17 protein-coding genes are annotated in these 18,137 nt (G+C 72.3%); 1 reads left to right on the top strand and 16 read right to left on the bottom strand.

The window, feature by feature from the left end; genetic code table 11:
- Positions 1-39: 39 nt before the first annotated feature.
- From carB to pyrR, 6 genes are all read right to left on the bottom strand, one after another.
- The gene (gene carB / locus ACIGW2_RS22315; protein WP_391653768.1) at positions 40-3,348 is read right to left on the bottom strand and encodes a carbamoyl-phosphate synthase large subunit; all 3,309 of its coding nucleotides are present in this window, start codon (positions 3,346-3,348) and stop codon (positions 40-42) included.
- Positions 3,341-4,483 (bottom strand): glutamine-hydrolyzing carbamoyl-phosphate synthase small subunit, encoded by a 1,143-nt coding sequence (gene carA, locus ACIGW2_RS22310; RefSeq protein ID WP_391653769.1) that lies wholly within the window; start codon positions 4,481-4,483, stop codon positions 3,341-3,343. The genes carB and carA overlap by 8 nt, the downstream gene beginning before the upstream one ends.
- On the bottom strand, positions 4,480-5,073 hold the full coding sequence (locus ACIGW2_RS22305) for a hypothetical protein (RefSeq protein ID WP_391653770.1): 594 nt from the start codon (positions 5,071-5,073) through the stop codon (positions 4,480-4,482). Before ACIGW2_RS22305 ends, carA begins: the two co-directional genes overlap by 4 nt.
- Positions 5,070-6,356: a dihydroorotase gene (locus ACIGW2_RS22300; RefSeq protein ID WP_361579925.1), complete on the bottom strand. Its 1,287-nt coding sequence runs from the start codon at positions 6,354-6,356 to the stop codon at positions 5,070-5,072. Before ACIGW2_RS22300 ends, ACIGW2_RS22305 begins: the two co-directional genes overlap by 4 nt.
- A gap of 4 nt (positions 6,357-6,360) precedes the next feature.
- Positions 6,361-7,341, bottom strand: a complete 981-nt coding sequence (locus ACIGW2_RS22295; RefSeq protein ID WP_361579927.1) for an aspartate carbamoyltransferase catalytic subunit — start codon at positions 7,339-7,341, stop codon at positions 6,361-6,363.
- 93 nt (positions 7,342-7,434) lie between these two features.
- Positions 7,435-8,004 (bottom strand): bifunctional pyr operon transcriptional regulator/uracil phosphoribosyltransferase PyrR, encoded by a 570-nt coding sequence (gene pyrR / locus ACIGW2_RS22290; protein ID WP_356069164.1) that lies wholly within the window; start codon positions 8,002-8,004, stop codon positions 7,435-7,437.
- A 247-nt stretch (positions 8,005-8,251) separates the two neighbouring features.
- Between pyrR and bldD the strand changes: the two genes are divergently transcribed.
- The gene (bldD, locus tag ACIGW2_RS22285) at positions 8,252-8,755 is read left to right on the top strand and encodes a transcriptional regulator BldD (protein WP_356069166.1); all 504 of its coding nucleotides are present in this window, start codon (positions 8,252-8,254) and stop codon (positions 8,753-8,755) included.
- A 179-nt stretch (positions 8,756-8,934) separates the two neighbouring features.
- On the opposite strand, the gene nusB is transcribed toward bldD, so the two are convergent.
- From nusB to mltG, 10 genes are all read right to left on the bottom strand, one after another.
- Complete coding sequence (gene nusB, locus ACIGW2_RS22280) at positions 8,935-9,372, bottom strand: transcription antitermination factor NusB (RefSeq protein WP_356069169.1); 438 nt, start codon at positions 9,370-9,372, stop codon at positions 8,935-8,937.
- A 2-nt stretch (positions 9,373-9,374) separates the two neighbouring features.
- Positions 9,375-9,941: an elongation factor P gene (gene efp, locus ACIGW2_RS22275; RefSeq protein WP_356069172.1), complete on the bottom strand. Its 567-nt coding sequence runs from the start codon at positions 9,939-9,941 to the stop codon at positions 9,375-9,377.
- A 49-nt stretch (positions 9,942-9,990) separates the two neighbouring features.
- Positions 9,991-11,097, bottom strand: a complete 1,107-nt coding sequence (locus ACIGW2_RS22270) for an aminopeptidase P family protein (protein ID WP_391653771.1) — start codon at positions 11,095-11,097, stop codon at positions 9,991-9,993.
- An 80-nt stretch (positions 11,098-11,177) separates the two neighbouring features.
- Positions 11,178-12,026 (bottom strand): AAA family ATPase, encoded by an 849-nt coding sequence (locus tag ACIGW2_RS22265; RefSeq protein ID WP_391653772.1) that lies wholly within the window; start codon positions 12,024-12,026, stop codon positions 11,178-11,180.
- Positions 12,027-12,132: 106 nt separating this feature from the next.
- Positions 12,133-12,579: a type II 3-dehydroquinate dehydratase gene (gene aroQ, locus ACIGW2_RS22260; RefSeq protein WP_361579934.1), complete on the bottom strand. Its 447-nt coding sequence runs from the start codon at positions 12,577-12,579 to the stop codon at positions 12,133-12,135.
- The gene (gene aroB / locus ACIGW2_RS22255) at positions 12,576-13,670 is read right to left on the bottom strand and encodes a 3-dehydroquinate synthase (protein WP_399845272.1); all 1,095 of its coding nucleotides are present in this window, start codon (positions 13,668-13,670) and stop codon (positions 12,576-12,578) included. Before aroB ends, aroQ begins: the two co-directional genes overlap by 4 nt.
- Complete coding sequence (locus tag ACIGW2_RS22250; RefSeq protein ID WP_391653774.1) at positions 13,667-14,185, bottom strand: shikimate kinase; 519 nt, start codon at positions 14,183-14,185, stop codon at positions 13,667-13,669. The genes aroB and ACIGW2_RS22250 overlap by 4 nt, the downstream gene beginning before the upstream one ends.
- On the bottom strand, positions 14,182-15,366 hold the full coding sequence (aroC, locus tag ACIGW2_RS22245; protein WP_391653775.1) for a chorismate synthase: 1,185 nt from the start codon (positions 15,364-15,366) through the stop codon (positions 14,182-14,184). Before aroC ends, ACIGW2_RS22250 begins: the two co-directional genes overlap by 4 nt.
- 182 nt (positions 15,367-15,548) lie before the next feature.
- Positions 15,549-16,376 (bottom strand): shikimate dehydrogenase, encoded by an 828-nt coding sequence (locus tag ACIGW2_RS22240; RefSeq protein WP_399845267.1) that lies wholly within the window; start codon positions 16,374-16,376, stop codon positions 15,549-15,551.
- Complete coding sequence (gene mltG / locus ACIGW2_RS22235; protein WP_399845264.1) at positions 16,373-18,130, bottom strand: endolytic transglycosylase MltG; 1,758 nt, start codon at positions 18,128-18,130, stop codon at positions 16,373-16,375. Before mltG ends, ACIGW2_RS22240 begins: the two co-directional genes overlap by 4 nt.
- Between the last annotated feature and the right edge of the window lie 7 nt (positions 18,131-18,137).

Raw genomic sequence — 18,137 nt, 5'->3', positions numbered from 1 at the left:
AAGAGGGGGACACCGTTTCCGGTGTCCCCCTGTGGGCTGCTAGTCGCGGGCCGCGATCAGGTGTGCCGCGTGATCCTGGAGCGAGCGGACGCCCACGTCGCCGTGGTTGAGCGCGTCGATGCCCTGGACGGCCGCCGCGAGCGCCTGGACCGTGGTGAGGCACGGGACGCCGCGGGACACCGCCGCCGTACGGATCTCGTAGCCGTCGAGGCGGCCGCCGGTGCCGTACGGGGTGTTGACGATCAGGTCGACCTGACCGTCGTGGATGAGCTGGACGATGGTCTTCTCGCCGCCGGGGCCCTCGCCCTCGCTGAGCTTGCGGACGACGGTGGCGTTGATGCCGTTGCGCTTGAGGACCTCGGCGGTGCCGGAGGTGGCGAGCAGCTCGAAGCCGTGGGCGACGAGCTCGCGGGCCGGGAAGATCATCGAGCGCTTGTCGCGGTTGGCGACGGAGATGAAGGCGCGGCCCTTGGTGGGCAGCGGGCCGTAGGCGCCGGCCTGCGACTTGGCGTAGGCCGTGCCGAAGACCGAGTCGATGCCCATGACCTCGCCGGTGGAGCGCATCTCCGGGCCGAGGACGGTGTCGACGCCGCGGCCGTGGATGTCGCGGAAGCGCGACCACGGCATGACGGCCTCCTTGACCGAGATCGGCGCGTCCAGCGGCAGGGTGCCGCCGTCGCCCTGGGCCGGCAGCAGGCCCTCGGCGCGCAGTTCGGCGATGGTGGCGCCGAGCGAGATGCGGGCGGCGGCCTTCGCGAGCGGCACCGCGGTCGCCTTCGAGGTGAAGGGGACGGTGCGGGAGGCGCGCGGGTTGGCCTCCAGGACGTAGAGGATGTCGCCGGCCATGGCGAACTGGATGTTGATCAGTCCGCGGACGCCGACGCCCTTGGCGATGGCCTCGGTGGACGCGCGCAGCCGCTTGATGTCGAAGCCGCCCAGCGTGATCGGGGGCAGGGCGCAGGCCGAGTCGCCGGAGTGGATGCCGGCCTCCTCGATGTGCTCCATGACGCCGCCGAGGTAGAGCTCGGTGCCGTCGTAGAGCGCGTCGACGTCGATCTCGATGGCGTCGTCGAGGAAGCGGTCGACGAGGACCGGGCGGGTCGGGGAGATCTCGGTGGACTCGGCGATGTACGCCTCCAGGCGCGCCTCGTCGTAGACGATCTCCATGCCGCGGCCGCCGAGCACGTACGAGGGGCGCACGAGCACCGGGTAGCCGATCTCGTCGGCGATGGCCTTGGCACCGGCGAAGGTGGTGGCGGTGCCGTGCTTCGGCGCGGGCAGGCCCGCCTCGGCGAGCACCTGGCCGAAGGCGCCGCGGTCCTCGGCGGCGTGGATGGCCTCCGGGGAGGTGCCGACGACCGGCACGCCGTTGTCCTTGAGCGCCTGGGCGAGGCCCAGCGGGGTCTGGCCGCCGAGCTGGACGACGACGCCGGCGATCGGGCCGGCGAGCGACTCGGCGTGCACGATCTCCAGGACGTCCTCCAGGGTGAGCGGCTCGAAGTAGAGCCGGTCGGAGGTGTCGTAGTCGGTGGAGACGGTCTCCGGGTTGCAGTTGACCATCACGGTCTCGTAGCCGGCGTCGCTGAGCGCGAAGGAGGCGTGGACGCAGGAGTAGTCGAACTCGATGCCCTGGCCGATGCGGTTCGGGCCGGAGCCCAGGATGATCACGGCGGGCTTCTCGCGCGGCGCGACCTCGGTCTCCTCGTCGTACGAGGAGTAGAAGTACGGCGTCTTCGCGGCGAACTCGGCGGCGCAGGTGTCGACCGTCTTGTAGACCGGGCGGACGCCGAGGGCGTGCCGGACCTCGCGGACGACGTCCTCGCGCAGGCCGCGGATCTCGGCGATCTGGGCGTCGGAGAAGCCGTGCCGCTTGGCCTCGGCGAGCAGCTCGGGGTCGAGCTTCTCGGCGGCGGCCAGGTCGTCGGCGATCTCCTTGATGAGGAAGAGCTGGTCGACGAACCAGGGGTCGATCTTGGTGGCCTCGAAGACCTCCTCGGGCGTGGCGCCCGCGCGGATGGCCTGCATGACCGTGTTGATCCGGCCGTCGGTCGGGCGGACCGCGAGCTCCAGCAGCTCGGCCTTGTCGCCGGGCTCGCCGGTGAAGGCGAACTGCGAGCCCTTCTTCTCCAGGGAGCGCAGGGCCTTCTGCAGGGCCTCGGTGAAGTTGCGGCCGATGGCCATGGCCTCGCCGACCGACTTCATGGTGGTGGTCAGCGTGGAGTCGGCGGACGGGAACTTCTCGAAGGCGAAGCGCGGGGCCTTGACGACGACGTAGTCGAGGGTCGGCTCGAAGGAGGCCGGGGTCTGCTCGGTGATGTCGTTCGGGATCTCGTCCAGCGTGTAGCCGACGGCGAGCCGGGCGGCGATCTTGGCGATCGGGAAGCCGGTGGCCTTGGAGGCGAGCGCGGAGGAGCGGGAGACGCGCGGGTTCATCTCGATGACGATGACCCGGCCGTCCTCGGGGTTGACCGCGAACTGGATGTTGCAGCCGCCGGTGTCGACGCCGACCTCGCGGATGACGGCGATGCCGATGTCGCGGAGGATCTGGTACTCGCGGTCGGTGAGGGTCATCGCCGGGGCGACGGTGATCGAGTCGCCGGTGTGGACGCCCATGGGGTCGAAGTTCTCGATGGAGCAGACGACCACGACGTTGTCGTTCTTGTCGCGCATCAGCTCCAGCTCGTACTCCTTCCAGCCGAGGATGGACTCCTCCAGGAGCACCTCGGTGGTCGGGGAGAGCGTGAGGCCCTGGCCGGCGATGCGGCGCAGCTCCTCCTCGTCGTGGGCGAAGCCGGAGCCGGCGCCGCCCATGGTGAAGGAGGGGCGGACGACGACGGGGTAGCCGCCGAGGGTGTCGACGCCCTTGAGGACGTCGTCCATGGAGTGGCAGATGACCGAGCGGGCGGACTCGCCGTGGCCGATCTTCTTGTTGACCTCTTCGACGACCAGCTTGAACTGGTCGCGGTCCTCGCCCTTGTGGATGGCCTCGACGTTGGCGCCGATGAGCTCGACGCCGTACTTCTCGAGGACGCCGTTCTCGTGGAGCGAGATCGCGGTGTTGAGCGCGGTCTGGCCGCCGAGGGTGGGCAGCAGGGCGTCGGGGCGCTCCTTGGCGATGATCTTCTCGACGAACTCGGGGGTGATCGGCTCGACGTAGGTGGCGTCGGCGATCTCCGGGTCGGTCATGATCGTGGCCGGGTTGGAGTTGACCAGGATCACCCGCAGGCCCTCGGACTTGAGGACCCGGCAGGCCTGGGTGCCGGAGTAGTCGAACTCGGCGGCCTGACCGATGACGATCGGGCCGGAACCGATGACCAGGACGGACTGGATGTCGGTGCGCTTAGGCACGCTCGGCCTCCATCAGCGAAACGAAGCGGTCGAAGAGGTACGCGGCGTCGTGCGGGCCCGCGGCCGCCTCGGGGTGGTACTGGACGGAGAAGGCCGGCTGGTCGAGCAGCTGGAGGCCTTCCACGACGTTGTCGTTCAGGCACACGTGGGAGACCTCGGCACGCCCGAAGGGGGTGTCGGAGACCTTGTCGAGGGGCGCGTCGACGGCGAAGCCGTGGTTGTGCGCGGTGACCTCGACCTTGCCCGTGGTGCGGTCCTGGACCGGCTGGTTGATGCCCCGGTGGCCGTACTTCAGCTTGTAGGTGCCGAAGCCGAGCGCGCGGCCGAGGATCTGGTTGCCGAAGCAGATGCCGAAGAGCGGGGTCTTGCGGCGCAGGACCTCCTGCATGACGGCGACGGGGCCGTCGGCGGTGGCCGGGTCGCCCGGGCCGTTGGAGAAGAAGACGCCGTCCGGGTTCACCGCGTAGACGTCCTCGGCGGTGGCGGTGGCGGGCAGCACGTGGACCTCGATGCCGCGCTCGGCCATCCGGTGCGGGGTCATGCCCTTGATGCCGAGGTCGACCGCGGCGACGGTGAACTTCTTCTCGCCGATCGCGGGGACGACGTACGGCTCCTTGGTGGCGACCTCGGCGGAGAGGTCGGCGCCGGTCATCTCGGGCTGCCGGCGGACCTCGGCGAGGAGGCTGCCGTCATCGGGCAGGGCGTTGCCGGAGAAGATGCCGACGCGCATGGCGCCGCGCTCGCGCAGGTGGCGGGTGAGGGCGCGGGTGTCGATGCCCTGGATGCCGACGACGCCCTGGTCGCGGAGCTCCTCGTCGAGGGAGCGGCGGGCGCGCCAGTTGGAGGAGACGCGGGCGGGGTCGCGGACCACGTAGCCGGAGACCCAGATGCGGGCGGACTCGGGGTCCTCGTCGTTGACGCCGGTGTTGCCCACGTGGGGGGCGGTCATCACGACGACCTGGCGGTGGTACGACGGGTCGGTGAGGGTCTCCTGGTAGCCGGTCATGCCGGTGGAGAACACGGCCTCGCCGAAGGTCTCCCCCACGGCCCCGTAGGCGCGGCCGCGGAAGATGCGGCCGTCCTCCAGGACGAGTACGGCGGGAACCTTGGCGGTTCCCCGGGTGGAGGTCGTCATCGTGCGGTGCCTTCCGTCGTGCTTGCGGGGTGGTTCGTGCTCATGGAGTTGATCGCCTCGACCCAGGCGGCGTGCTCGGCCGCGCGGTCGGAGCGGAAGCCGGAGTCGAGCAGGGTGTCGCCGTGCTCCCAGGTGACGACCAGCAGGCCGCCCTCGGTGAGGACCTTTCCGGCGATGCCCTTGTCGAGGCGGGCCTCGCGCAGGGCGGCGGCCGGGATGCGGAAGTCGTTCGCCCCGGGACGCACGACGTCGATTCCGGCGTCCGTCAGGGTGAGCTCGGCGCGGCTGCGGGTGCCGAGGCCGTGGGCGACGATCCGGTCGAGCCACTGTCCTGCGGTGGTGGAGCCGTGGTAGCGGCCCTGGAGGGTCAGCCTCGCCTCCGCGGTGGTCTCCGGCACCTCGGGGAGGGGCGGGAGGCCGGACTGGAGGCTGCGGCGCCAGGACCAGCCCTGGCGCATCAGCCAGTAGACGAAGGCGACGAGGATCAGCAGTCCGACGACCCAGCCGAGCCGTCCGGCCCAGTCGGTGACCTCGGCCGACTTCCGCGCTGCGCCGTCGGCCGACTCGGCCAGTTGAATGAGTGGTGTCACGCCAGCTTCCCGTCGACGAGCGTTGCCCGGCCCCGCAGGAAGGTGTGGGTGACGCGTCCCGGCAGCTCGCGGCCCTCGTAGGGGGTGTTGCGGCTGCGGGAGGCGAAGTCGGCGGGGTCCACGACTCCACGGTATGCCGGATCGACCAGGGTCAGGTTGGCGGGCTCACCTGCCGAGACGGGGCGTCCGTGGCCGTTCGCCCGCCCGATCCGGGCCGGGGCGACGGACATGCGGTCGGCGACGCCGGCCCAGTCGAGCAGGCCGGTCTCGACCATCGTCTGCTGGACGACGGACAGCGCGGTCTCCAGGCCGACCATGCCCATGGCGGCGGCGGCCCACTCGCAGTCCTTGTCCTCGTGCGGGTGCGGGGCGTGGTCGGTGGCCACGATGTCGATGGTGCCGTCGGCGAGGGCCTCGCGCAGGGCCAGCACGTCGCGCTCGGTGCGGAGCGGCGGGTTGACCTTGTAGACCGGGTTGTAGCTGCGGACCATCTCGTCGGTGAGGAGGAGGTGGTGCGGGGTGACCTCGGCGGTGACGTCGATGCCGCGGGACTTGGCCCAGCGGACGATCTCGACGGAGCCGGCGGTGGAGAGGTGGCAGATGTGCACGCGGGAGCCGACGTGCTCGGCGAGGAGCACGTCGCGGGCGATGATCGACTCCTCGGCGACGGCGGGCCAGCCGCCGAGGCCCAGCTCGGCGGAGACGACGCCCTCGTTCATCTGGGCGCCCTCGGTGAGGCGGGGCTCCTGGGCGTGCTGGGCGACGACGCCGCCGAAGGCCTTCACGTACTCCAGGGCGCGGCGCATGATCACGGCGTCGTCGACGCACTTGCCGTCGTCGGAGAAGACGGTGACGCCGGCGGCGGAGTCGTGCATGGCGCCGAGCTCGGCGAGCTTCTTGCCCTCCAGGCCGACGGTGACGGCGCCGATGGGCTGCACGTCGCAGTAGCCGGCCTCCTTGCCGAGCCGGTAGACCTGCTCGACGACGCCGGCGGTGTCGGCGACGGGGAAGGTGTTGGCCATGGCGAAGACGGCCGTGTAGCCGCCGGAGGCGGCGGCGCGGGTGCCGGTGAGGACGGTCTCGGAGTCCTCGCGGCCGGGCTCGCGCAGGTGGGTGTGCAGGTCGACCAGGCCGGGCAGCAGGATCTGCCCCTCGGCCTCGATCACCTGGGCGTCCTCGGCGTCGAGGCCGGTGCCGACGGCCGCGATGACCTCGCCGTCGATCAGGACGTCCCTCGCCTCGCCGCCGAGCACCTTCGCACCGCGGATCAGGATCTTGCTCATGTTCTTAACGCTCCTCGGTACGGGTGGTGGCGGGGGCGGCGGGCTCGGAGCCGCCGAGCAGCAGGTAGAGGACGGCCATCCGGATGGACACGCCGTTGGCGACCTGCTCGACGACCGTGCAGCGGTCGGAGTCGGCGACCTCGGCGGTGATCTCCATGCCGCGGACCATGGGGCCGGGGTGCATGACGACGGCGTGCTCGGGCATCCTCGCCATCCGCTGGCCGTCGAGCCCGTAGCGGCGCGAGTACTCGCGCTCGGTCGGGAAGAAGGCGGCGTTCATCCGCTCGCGCTGCACACGCAGCATCATCACCGCGTCGGACTTCGGCAGCACCTCGTCGAGGTCGTAGGAGACCGCGCAGGGCCAGGTCTCGACGCCGACCGGGACCAGGGTGGGCGGGGCCACCAGGGTGACCTCGGCGCCGAGGGTGTGCAGCAGGTCGACGTTGGAGCGGGCGACCCGGCTGTGCAGGACGTCGCCGACGATGGTGACGCGCTTGCCGGCCAGGTCCTGGCCGAGGCCGGCGTCCCGGCCGACCAGGCGGCGGCGCATGGTGAAGGCGTCGAGCAGGGCCTGGGTGGGGTGCTGGTGGGTGCCGTCGCCGGCGTTGATGACGGGCGCGTCGATCCAGCCGGAGGTGGCCAGGCGGTACGGGGCGCCGGAGGCGCTGTGCCGGATGACGACGGCGTCGACGCCCATCGCCTCCAGGGTCTGGGCGGTGTCCTTGAGGGACTCGCCCTTGGAGACGCTGGAGCCCTTGGCGGCGAAGTTGATGACGTCCGCGGAGAGGCGCTTCTCGGCGGCCTCGAAGGAGATCCGGGTGCGGGTGGAGTCCTCGAAGAAGAGGTTGCAGATCGTGCGGCCGCGCAGGGTCGGCAGCTTCTTGATCGGCCGGTCGGCCACCCGGGCCATCTCCTCGGCGGTGTCGAGGATCAGGACGGCGTCGTCGCGGGTGAGGTCGGCGGCCGAGATGAGGTGACGCATCATCGGGGTTTCGCTCCGTGGTGGGAGGGTGAGGGCATGCGGGCGCGCAGGGCTGTGCCCCGGACCCGTCGGGGGTGCCGGTCCGGTGGGCCGTGCCTAGGAGGAGGCGGGCTTGCCGCCGAGCAGCACGGTGTCGCGCCCGTCCTCCTCGGCGAGCAGGACCTTGACCGTCTCCCGCAGCGACGTGGGGAGGTTCTTGCCGACGTAGTCGGCGCGGATGGGCAGCTCGCGGTGGCCGCGGTCGACGAGGACGGCGAGCTGGACGGCGCGGGGGCGGCCGATGTCGCCGAGGGCGTCGAGGGCGGCGCGGATGGTGCGGCCGGAGAACAGGACGTCGTCGACGAGGACGACGAGGCGGCCGTCGATGCCGTCACCGGGGATCTCGGTGCGGCCGATGGCGCGGGCGGGCTTCAGGCGCAGGTCGTCCCTGTACATGGTGATGTCGAGGGAGCCGACCGGGATCTTGCCGCCGGTGATGGACTCGAGCTTCTCGGCCAGCCGGGCGGCGAGGAACACGCCACGGGTGGGGATGCCGAGGAGGACCACGTCGTCGGCGCCCTTGGCGCGTTCGACGATCTCGTGGGCGATGCGGGTCAGGACCCGGGCGATGTCGGGGGCCTCCAGAACGGGCCGCGCCGTCTCGCTGTACTGCTGCTGAGCGTCCATGTGGAAACGGACCTCCTTCTCCGCCTCACGGGACGGACCTTAAAGGACGTCGGAATTGCGCCATCCACCCTACCAGGGGCTGACGGGCCGCCCGCGCACCCCCCGTCCGCCGCTCCGGGCGCCGTCCCCCGGGAGGGGGCGGTATGGACCATTCGGCTTGACGGGAGAGTGTCACGCTGCGTAACCTCACAGTGAGTTACCAGCCGCGCGGCGCAGCCGCAACGTCGTCTCAGCGTCCGGGAGCGTTATGTCCAGCGAATACGCAAAGCAGCTCGGGGCCAAACTCCGTGCGATCCGCACCCAGCAGGGCCTTTCCCTCCACGGGGTGGAGGAGAAGTCCCAGGGCCGCTGGAAGGCGGTCGTGGTCGGTTCGTACGAGCGCGGCGACCGCGCCGTGACGGTGCAGCGCCTGGCCGAGCTGGCGGACTTCTACGGCGTGCCGGTGCAGGAGCTGCTGCCGGGCACGACCCCCGGCGGTGCCGCCGAGCCGCCGCCGAAGCTGGTCCTGGACCTGGAGCGCCTGGCCCACGTCCCCGCGGAGAAGGCCGGCCCGCTCCAGCGCTACGCGGCGACGATCCAGTCGCAGCGCGGCGACTACAACGGCAAGGTGCTGTCGATCCGCCAGGACGACCTGCGCACCCTGGCCGTGATCTACGACCAGTCCCCCTCGGTCCTCACCGAGCAGCTGATCAGCTGGGGCGTCCTGGACGCGGACGCGCGCCGCGCCGTCGCCCACGAGGACCAGGGCTGACCTGCCGGAACGCCCACCGCAGAAACGTGCCGCCGGGGCCCCGGGAGTCGATCCGACTCCCGGGGCCCCGGCGCTTGCCTCACCCGTTCGGCGCAACGCCCCGGGACGGGAACGCCGAAGGGGCCCGCAGCACCTCGGTGCTGCGGGCCCCTTTCGACTGTCTGTGGGGTGGGGACGTGCTAGACGTCCGCGTCCCGGCGCAGGCGCGGCTTGAGGTCCTTGAAGCGCGCGAGCAGGCCGTTGACGAAGGTCGGCGACTCGTCCGTGGAGAACTCCTTGGCGAGGTTCACCGCCTCGTCGATGGCCACCGCGTCCGGGGTGCCGTCCTCCCAGATCAGCTCGTACGCGGCGAGGCGCACGATGTTCCGGTCGGCGACGGGCATCCGGTCGAGGTCCCAGTCCACCGCGTAGGTCGCGATGAGCTCGTCGATCCGGGCCACGTGCTTCGCGTAGCCCTCCACCAGCTGCATGGTGAACTCGTTGACCGGCGGCTGGCGGTCGTCGGCCCGGTGGAGCCGGACCTGGTCCGCGAGGACCGCCTGCACCGAGGCACCGCGCTGGTCGGCCTCGAACAGGATCTGGAAGGCCCGCCTGCGGGCCTTGCTCCGGGCAGCCACGGTTAGCTGTTCACCCGGCCGAGGTAGTCGCTGGTGCGGGTGTCGACCTTGATCTTCTCACCGGTGGTGATGAAGAGCGGGACCTGGATCTGGTGGCCGGTCTCCAGGGTGGCGGGCTTGGTGCCACCGGTGGAGCGGTCGCCCTGGACGCCCGGCTCGGTCTCGGCGATGGTCAGCTCGACGGCGGCCGGCAGCTCGACGTAGAGCACCTGGCCCTCGTTCTGCGCGACGAGCGCGGTGAAGCCCTCGACGAGGAAGTTGGCGGCGTCGCCGACGACCTTGCGGTCGATGTGCAGCTGGTCGTACGTGTCCAGGTCCATGAAGACGAAGTAGTCGCCGTCCATGTAGGAGAACTGCATGTCGCGCTTGTCGACGTTCGCGGTCTCCACCTTCACACCGGCGTTGAAGGTCTTGTCGACGACCTTGCCGGACAGCACGTTCTTGAGCTTGGTGCGCACGAAGGCCGGGCCCTTGCCGGGCTTGACGTGCTGGAACTCGACGACGGACCAGAGCTGGCCGCCTTCGAGCTTGAGCACCATGCCGTTCTTGAGGTCGTTCGTGGAAGCCACGGTTGCGGAATCTCCTGGTACTGACGTGGACCGAGAGGCGGGGCGCGCGCTACAGCGCGAGCAGCTCCTTGGTCGTGATGGTGAGTAGCTCGGGTCCGCCGTCCGCCTCCTGGCGTACGACGAGCGTGTCATCGATCCGGACCCCGCCCCGGCCCGGGAGGTGGACCCCCGGTTCGACGGTGACCGGCACGCAAGCGTCCAGTTTACCCATGGCGGAGGGTGCGAGCTGCGGGTCCTCGTCGATTTCCAGGCCCACGCCGTGCCCGGTGAGGGGCGCGGCGGCGTCGCCGTGGCCCGCCGCGGCGAGGATCTGCCGGGCCGCGCGGTCCACGTCGCGGTACTCGGCACCGGGCACCAGGGCCTCCCGGCCGGCCCGCTGAGCGGCGAAGACGAGGTCGTACAGCTCGATCTGCCAGTCGGCCGGGGTGGTCCCGATGACGAAGGTGCGGCCGATCTCGCAGCGGTAGCCGCGGTAGTCGGCGCCCAGGCAGACGGTGAGGAAGTCGCCCTCCTCGACCCGCCGGTCGGTGGGCCGGTGCCCGGAGCGCCCGGAGTGCGGACCGGTGGCCACCGAGGTCGGGAAGGCCGGTCCGTCGGCACCGTGGTCCACGAGCCGGCGCTCCAGCTCCAGGGCGAGGTGCCGCTCGGTGCGGCCGACCAGGATCGACTCCAGGAGCTCGCCGAGGGCCTGGTCGGCGATCTCGGCGGCGATCCGCAGACAGCCGATCTCGTCCTCGTCCTTGACGATCCGCAGCTGCTCGACCGAGCCGGCCAGGTCGGCGAGCCGCAGTCCGGGGGCGGCCGCGCCCATGGCGCGGTGCCGGGCCACGGTCAGGTGGTGCTCCTCCACGGACAGCGCGTCCGCGCCGCCCTTGCGGGCGAGGTCGACGGCGGCGACGGCCGGGTCGCCGGCGCCGGTGGGCAGCACCTGCGTGCGCAGCAGCTCGTCCAGGCGCCCGTCGGCCGGATCACCGCCGGGGGCGGTGGGACAGACGAGCACGTCCTCGTCGGGCCCGACGAGCAGGACGGCCCCGGCGGGCGAACCGCCCGTGAGATAGCGGACGTTGGCGGGGCGGGAGACCAGTGCCGCCGGGCTTCCCGCGGCCACACAGCGGTCGCGCAGCCGGGTCCGGCGGTCCGCATACACCTCTGACATGTTCCGAGCCTACGAGCGCCCGGGCGCCGCGGCCTGTTGTGCGCATCCGACCGGGCGGGGCCCGGGGGCGCGCGGGGCGGTCAGGCCGGCGGCGCGCCGGATATCGCGCGGGCGAGGACCTCGTCCAGGACCCGGGCGGTGGTCTCCACGTCGTAGGTGGAGTTGTCGATGATCGGCAGCCCGGAGCCGTACCAGCCGGCCATCCGGCCGTGGATGGCGGCGACCTCCTCGTCGGAGAGGCGCCGGTTGCCGCTGCGCTCGGCGTTGCGCTCCAGGACCACGTCGAGGCCGGGCAGCAGCACGACCGGCAGGAGCCCGGGGCCGACGTGGCGCTTCCAGCCACCGAGGCCGACCACGGGCCAGTCGGGGAAGACGGCGTCGTCGAGGATGCAGGAGATGCCGTTGGCGAGGAAGTTGCGGGCGGCGAAGCCGCAGGTGCGGCGGGCCAGCCGGTACTGGGCCTCGGAGTTCTCGTTCCAGCCGGACTGGGGGTCGGCGAAGCCGGAGCAGACCCATTCGCGGACGTCGTCGAGGCTGATGTGGGCGGTCGGCACGGGCCGGCGGCCGGCCCAGTGGCGGGCCACGGTGGTCTTGCCCGCGCCGGCCGGGCCGATCAGCAGCACGGCGATGGTGGCGCCGCCGGTGCCGGTGACCGGGGGCGGCAGGGTGATGTGGCCGGTGGCCTGCCCCGCCGGGGCGCCGCCCCAGCCCGGCGGCGGGCCCTGCACGGCGGGCGGGCCGGGCGGCACGGGCGGGGCCTGCGGGGCCGCGGGCGCGGGATAGGGGTGGTGTCCGGGAGCGGGCGGCGGCACCGGCGGGTGTCCGCCCTGCGGCGGGGCGCCGGGGGCGTGGGCCTGCGGGCCGTGCGCCCAGCCGGTGTGGCCCGCGGGTTCCTGCGGTGGCAGCGGAGCCCCCATTCCGTGCTGCATCCGGTGCCCCACTCCGTTCCCCTGCCGGCGATGTTTCCGTCGTTGCCGGAACGTTACCGCCCCCGCCTTCCCGAGGGGAAACGGACGGGGGCGGCAAGGGGTGCCCTCAGGCGTCGAGTTCCTCCGCGAGCGCGCGCAGCGCGAGCCGGTAGGAGCCGATGCCGAAGCCGGCGACGGTCCCGGTGGCCACGGCGGCGACCACCGAGGTGTGCCGGAACTCCTCGCGGGTGTACGGGTTGGAGATGTGCACCTCGATGAGCGGGGCGGTGCGCTGGGCGGCCGCGTCGCGCATCCCGTACGAGTAGTGGGTGAAGGCGCCGGGGTTGAGCACCACCGGCAGCGAGCCGTCGGCGGCCTCGTGCAGCCAGCGGATCATCTCGCCCTCGTCGTTGGTCTCGCGCACCTCGACGTCGAACCCGAGCTGCTCGCCGAGCGCGCGGCAGGACTCCACCAGGCCCTTGTACGAGGTGGCCCCGTAGATGTCGGGCTCGCGCGAGCCGAGCCGGCCCAGGTTCGGGCCGTTCAGCACGAGCACGCGGCGCCGCGCGGTCACGCGGACACCTCGCCGTAGGCGGCGATCAGCACCGCCGGGTCGGGGCCCTCCAGGACGGTGGGCTTGCCGAGGCCGTCGAGGACGATGAAGCGCAGCAGGTCGCCGCGGGACTTCTTGTCGACCTTCATGGTCTCCAGGAGCTTGGGCCACTGATCGCCGCGGTAGCTGAGCGGCAGGCCGACGGACTCCAGGATCGCGCGGTGCCGGTCGGCGGTGGCGTCGTCGAGCCGGCCGGCGAGCCGGGCGAGCTCGGCGGCGAAGACCATGCCGACGGAGACCGCGGCGCCGTGGCGCCACTTGTAGCGCTCGTTCTTCTCGATGGCGTGCGCGAGGGTGTGCCCGTAGTTGAGGATCTCGCGGCGGCCGGCCTCCTTGAGGTCGCCGGAGACGACCTCGGCCTTGACCTTGATCGAGCGCACGATCAGCTCGGCGGTGTGCGGTCCGGCCGGGGTGCGGGCGGCCTCCGGGTCGGCCTCGATCAGGTCGAGGATGACCGGGTCGGCGATGAAGCCGGCCTTGATGATCTCGGCGAGGCCGGAGACGTAGTCGTGCACCGGCAGCGAGTCGAGCGCGGCCAGGTCGCAGAGCACACCGGTCGGCGGGTGGAAGGCGCCGACGAGGTTCTTGCCCTCGGCGGTGTTGATGCCGGTCTTGCCGCCGACGGCGGCGTCGACCATGCCGAGCACCGTGGTGGGCACGGCGATCCAGCGCACGCCGCGCAGCCAGGTCGCGGCGACGAAGCCGGCCAGGTCGGTGGTGGCGCCGCCGCCGACGCCGACGATGACGTCGCTGCGGGTGAAGCCGGTCTGGCCGAGCGCCTTCCAGCAGTAGGCGGCGACCTCGGCGGTCTTGGCCTCCTCGGCGTTGGGCACCTGGATGGCGACGGCCTCGTAGCCCTGCTCGGCGAGGTCGGCGCGCAGCGCGTCACCGGTCTCGGCGAGCGCCTCGGGGTGGATCACCGCCACGCGCTTGGCCTGCGGGCCGATGAGCCCGGCGAGCTCGCCGAGCAGCTGCCGGCCGACCAGCACCTCGTAGGGGTCGGTGCCCGCGGAGCCGGCGACCGGGATCCGGGTGACTTCCTGGTCCGTCATACGTCCTTCAACTCCAGTGCGTCGAGGACCGCCTCGGCGACCTCTTCGGGCGTGCGCTCGTCGGTGGCGACGACGACGCTCGCGACTTCTTCGTACAGATGGCGGCGCGCGTCCATGAGTTCGCGCCACTGCCGGCGCGGGTTGACGGCGAGCAGCGGCCGGGCGGCGCCGAGGCCGACCCGGCGGACGGCTGCCTCGACGTCCATGGAGAGGTACGCGACGGGGCGCCCGCGCAGCAGGGCGCGGGTGCCGGGGTCGAGCACGGCGCCGCCGCCGAGCGCGAGGACGCCCTCGTGCTCGGCGACGGCAGTGGCCACGGCCGCCCGTTCCAGGGCGCGGAAGCGTTCTTCGCCGTCCTCGACGAAGATGTCCGAGATCTCGCGCCCCTCGGCGGCCACGATGTCCGCGTCGGTGTCCCGGTAGGCGGCGCCGAGCCGCTCGGCGAGCAGCGCGCCGACGGTGGACTTGCCGGAGCCCATGGGCCCGACGAGGACGACCAGCGGGCCGCCGGTCACCGGATGTGCAGGTTGTCGAGGTACGCCCGGACGTTGCGGCGGGTCTCGGGGACCGAGTCGCCGCCGAACTTCTCGACGACGGCGTCGGCGAGGACCAGGGCGACCATGGCCTCGGCGACGATGCCGGCGGCGGGCACGGCGCAGACGTCGGAGCGCTGGTGGTGCGCGGCCGCGGGCTCGCCGGTGGCGACGTCGACGGTGGCGAGGGCCCGCGGGACGGTCGCGATGGGCTTCATCGCGGCGCGCACGCGCAGCAGTTCGCCGGTGGTCAGACCGCCCTCGGTGCCGCCGGAGCGGCCGGTGGCGCGCTTGATGCCGTCGGGGCCCTTGACGATCTCGTCGTGGGCCTGGGAGCCGGGGACCCGGGCGAGCTCGAAGCCGTCGCCGACCTCGACGCCCTTGATGGCCTGGATGCCCATGAGCGCGGCGGCCAGCCGCGCGTCGAGCCGGCGGTCCCAGTGCACGTGCGAGCCGAGGCCGACGGGCACGCCGTAGGCGAGGACCTCGACGACGCCGCCGAGGGTGTCGCCGTCCTTGTGGGCCTGGTCGATCTCGGCGACCATCGCCTTCGACGCGTCGGCGTCGAGGCAGCGCACCGGGTCGGCGTCCAGCCGCTCGACGTCGGCGGGGACCGGGTAGACGCCGTAGGGGGCCTTGGCCTGGGCCAGCTCGACCACGTGCGACACGATCTCGATGCCCGCGGCCTCCTTGAGGAAGGAGCGGGCGACGGCGCCGAGCGCGACGCGGGCGGCGGTCTCGCGGGCGCTGGCGCGCTCCAGGACCGGCCGGGCCTCGTCGAAGCCGTACTTCTGCATGCCGGCGAGGTCGGCGTGACCGGGCCGGGGGCGGGTCAGCGGGGCGTTGCGGCCGGTCTCCTTGAGCTCGGAGGGGTCGACCGGGTCGGCCGACATGACCTTCTCCCACTTGGGCCACTCGGTGTTGCCGACCATGACCGCGATCGGCGACCCGAGGGAGAGACCGTGCCGGACGCCACCCAGGAAGGTGACCTCGTCCTGCTCGAACTTCATGCGGGCACCGCGTCCATAGCCGAGCCGCCGCCGTGCGAGATGGTCCGCCACCAGCTCCGTGGTGACCGGAACACCGGCCGGAAGTCCCTCAAGGGTTGCAACCAGCGCGGGGCCGTGCGACTCCCCCGCCGTCAGCCAACGCAACCTGCTCAACGATGCTCCTCATGCTCGCGCCTGGGCACTGCGACGACACGACCCGGGTGCGCGGCCCGGGCCCGCCTCCCCCGATCCTCCCACGTCCGGACGGCCGATCGATCGCCGGTCCACGGGTCGGGACGCATGTCTCACGCCTCGGGGGCGACCGGGGTCCGCTCCGGCGCGTCCGCCGCCGGCGCTCAGCGCTCGGCCAGCGCCCGCTCCCCCGCCGCGCGCATCGCGGCCAGCGGCCCCGGCGTGCGCCCGGTCATCTGCTCGACCTGGAGCACCGCCTGGTGGACGAGGAGGTCGAGCCCGCCGACGAGCCGCCCGCCGCGCGCCGACCAGGCGGCGGCGAGCCGGGTGGGCCAGGGGTCGTAGAGGACGTCGAAGAGGGTGCCGGGGGCGTCCGGAACGGCTTCCGCAAGGGCGTCGGTGGTCCCGGCCGGGGTGGTCGCGATCACCAGCGGGGCGGCGAAGGCCTCGGCCGCGTCCTCCCAGGCGCCCGTGCGCACCTCCACGCCGAGCCGGTCGCCCCAGCCGCGCATCTCCTCCGCGCGGGCCTCGCTGCGCACGTACGCGGTGACGGGTCCGGCGCAGATCCGGGCGAGGGCGGCCAGGGCCGAGGAGGCGGTGGCGCCGGCGCCCAGGACCGCGGCGGACTCCACCTTCTCGACGCCCCGCTCGCGCAGCGCGGCGACCATGCCGGGGATGTCGGTGTTGTCGCCGACCCGGCGTCCGTCGTCCGTGAACACCACGGTGTTGACGGCCTCGACCGAGGTCGCGGTGTCGGTGATCTCGTCGAGCAGCGGGATGATCGCCCGCTTGAGCGGCATGGTCAGCGAGAGCCCGGCCCAGGAGTCGTCGAGCTCCGCGACGAACCCGGGCAGCGCCGCCTCGTCGACCTCGAACCGCCCGTAGGACCAGTCGTCGAGGCCGAGTTCGGCGTACGCGGCCCGGTGCAGGACCGGGGAGAGCGAGTGGGCGATGGGCGAACCGAGGACGGCCGCCCGGTGTCGAGTGCTCACTGCCCGGACTTCCTCCGCTCCCTCTCGTACTCCGCGACGTTGCGGTTGTGCTCCGCGATCGTCACGGCGAAGACCGTCTTGTTCTCGTTGATCGACACGAAGTAGTACCACGGGCCCGGGGTCGGGTTCATCGCGGAGTGCAGGGCGTCGAGACCCGGGTTGCTGATCGGGCCGGGGATGATGCCCTGGACGCGGTAGGTGTTGTACGGGTCGTCGATCTGGCGCAGGTCCTTGACCTGGCCGACGTCGAGCGTGCTCTCGCCGCGCAGGTAGTTGATGGTGGAGTCGAACTCCAGCCGGCCCACGGTCTCCATGTTGCCGGGCTTGAGGCGGTTGTAGACGACCCGCGAGACCTTGTCGAAGTCGTGCTTGTACTTGCCCTCGACCTGGACGAGGCTCGCGACGGTGACGAGCTCCCACGGCCCCTTGAGGCCGAGCTCCCGGGCCTTGGCGTCGAGGTCGAGCTTGGTGTACTCGGCGTTCGTGCGGGAGACCATCTTGCGCAGGACGTCCTCGGGCTTCTGGCCCTTGACCACCGGGTACTTCGCCGGGAAGAGGAAGCCCTCCAGCGGGTCCTTGACGTTCTCGTGGTTCTTCGCCCAGTCGGGCAGGCCCAGGTCGTTCGCCTTCGCCTTGGCGACGCCCTGTGTCGTACCGGCCTTGAGCTCGAGCTTCTTGTCGATCTGCTCGTAGACCCAGGCGTTCCGCTTGCCCTCGGGGATGGTGAGGCCGGCCTGGCTCGCCGGGCTGAGCATCAGCCTGACCGCGGCCTCCGCCGACATCTCCTTCTTCAGGGTGTAGGCACCGGCCTGGATGGACAGGCCCCTGGGGTTCTTCTGCTGGGCCGAGACGAAGGCGTCGACGCTCGCGACCACGCCGGCCTTCTTCAGGATGTTGCCGATGACGTAGCCGCCGGCGTCCTGCGGGATCTCGACCTGGACCTCTCCGGTGCCCTCGCCCGCGTAGTCGGGCGCCTCGGCGAAGCGGCCCTGCCAGAACTTGTAGCCGACGTAGCCGACGCCGCCCACGCCGCCGACCAGGACGAGCGCGACGACCAGGCAGGCCACGCCGTTCTTGGCCTTCTTGCCCTTCTCGCCCTTGCCGCCGCGGCGGCCCGGACGGCGGCCGTCCGGCTCGTCCTCGTAGTCGTCGCCGTACTCGTCCTCGTAGGCGTCGCGGTCGTCGCGGTCGCCCCGGCCGCCCTCGCGGCCGGACCGCTCGCCGGGCGCGGGGGCGTCCTCGCCGGTGAAGAAGGGGTGGTTCTCCTCCTCCGGCTCCGCGTCCCAGTCGGTGACCGGCTGCGGCGGGACCTGGCGCCGGCCGGGGGGCTGCGGCGGCGGGTAGGCCTCGGGGGTGCCGTAGAGGTCGGGCTGCTGGCCGCCGTACGGATCGGCGGGCGGGGCGTTGTACGGCATCGCCGCCTGGCCCGTCTCCCAGTGCCCGTCGTACTGCTGTGCGGGATACCCGGGCGTGTCGTAACCGCCCGGGTTCCCGTACTGCTGGTCGCCGTACTGCTGATCGCCGTACTGCTGTCCGTAGTCCTGCGGGTGCTGCGGATGCTGCTGGGGCTGCTGCTCGTACGGTCCGCCGGTGTACGCCTGCTGCTGACCGTACGGGTCCTGGTGGCCGTACGCGGCCTGCTGCGGGTACTGCTGCTGCGGGTACTGCTGCTGGCCCTCCCACCCCTGGTCCCCGTACAAGGGGTCCGAGGGGTGCCACGGTTCGGAGCCCGGGCTCCGGCCATACTCAGTCATCGATCCC

It is taken from the genome of Streptomyces sp. NPDC053541 (genome assembly GCF_044544705.1).
Classification (GTDB): domain Bacteria; phylum Actinomycetota; class Actinomycetes; order Streptomycetales; family Streptomycetaceae; genus Streptomyces.
Note: the sequence above shows the minus strand (reverse complement) of the source record. Positions and strands in the feature narration are given on the sequence as shown.